The sequence below is a fragment of the Corallococcus sp. AB038B genome, assembly GCF_003668955.1.
Taxonomy (GTDB): domain Bacteria; phylum Myxococcota; class Myxococcia; order Myxococcales; family Myxococcaceae; genus Corallococcus; species Corallococcus exiguus.
This window is the reverse complement of the sequence record NZ_RAWO01000370.1, coordinates 1-388: the sequence shown is the minus strand read 5'-3', so window position 1 is coordinate 388 and position 388 is coordinate 1. Positions and strand designations below refer to the sequence as shown.

Genomic DNA, 388 nt, shown 5'->3' with positions numbered 1-388 from the left:
CGTCTGGCCGTGCTTGCGGGTGCCCTGATGAGCCTTGCCGCCTGTAAGGGCGAGGAGGCTGCGGAGGCCCCGTCGCCGGCGGACCCGGCGGTGGAGCAGACGTCGTTGCACCGCGGCTGCGCGACGGTGGAGCCCTCGGTGGAGGAGCGCGCGGCCATCGACGCCTTCCTGGCCGAGCAGAAGACGGCGATGCGCGCGGTGGGCTCGGTGACGGTGCCCACGTACTTCCACGTCATCAACAAGGGCTCGGGCCTCGCGAACGGCGACATCCCGGACTCGCAGATCACCGCGCAGATGAACGTGCTGAACGCGGCCTATGCCAACACGCCGTTCCGCTTCGTGCTCCAGGGCACGGACCGTACGACGAACTCGAAGTGGTTCGCGCTCA

1 pseudogene is annotated in these 388 nt (G+C 69.3%); it reads left to right on the top strand.

Annotated elements, in window-relative coordinates:
- Positions 1-388, top strand: a pseudogene (locus D7Y04_RS43600) (zinc metalloprotease); the annotation flags it as partial.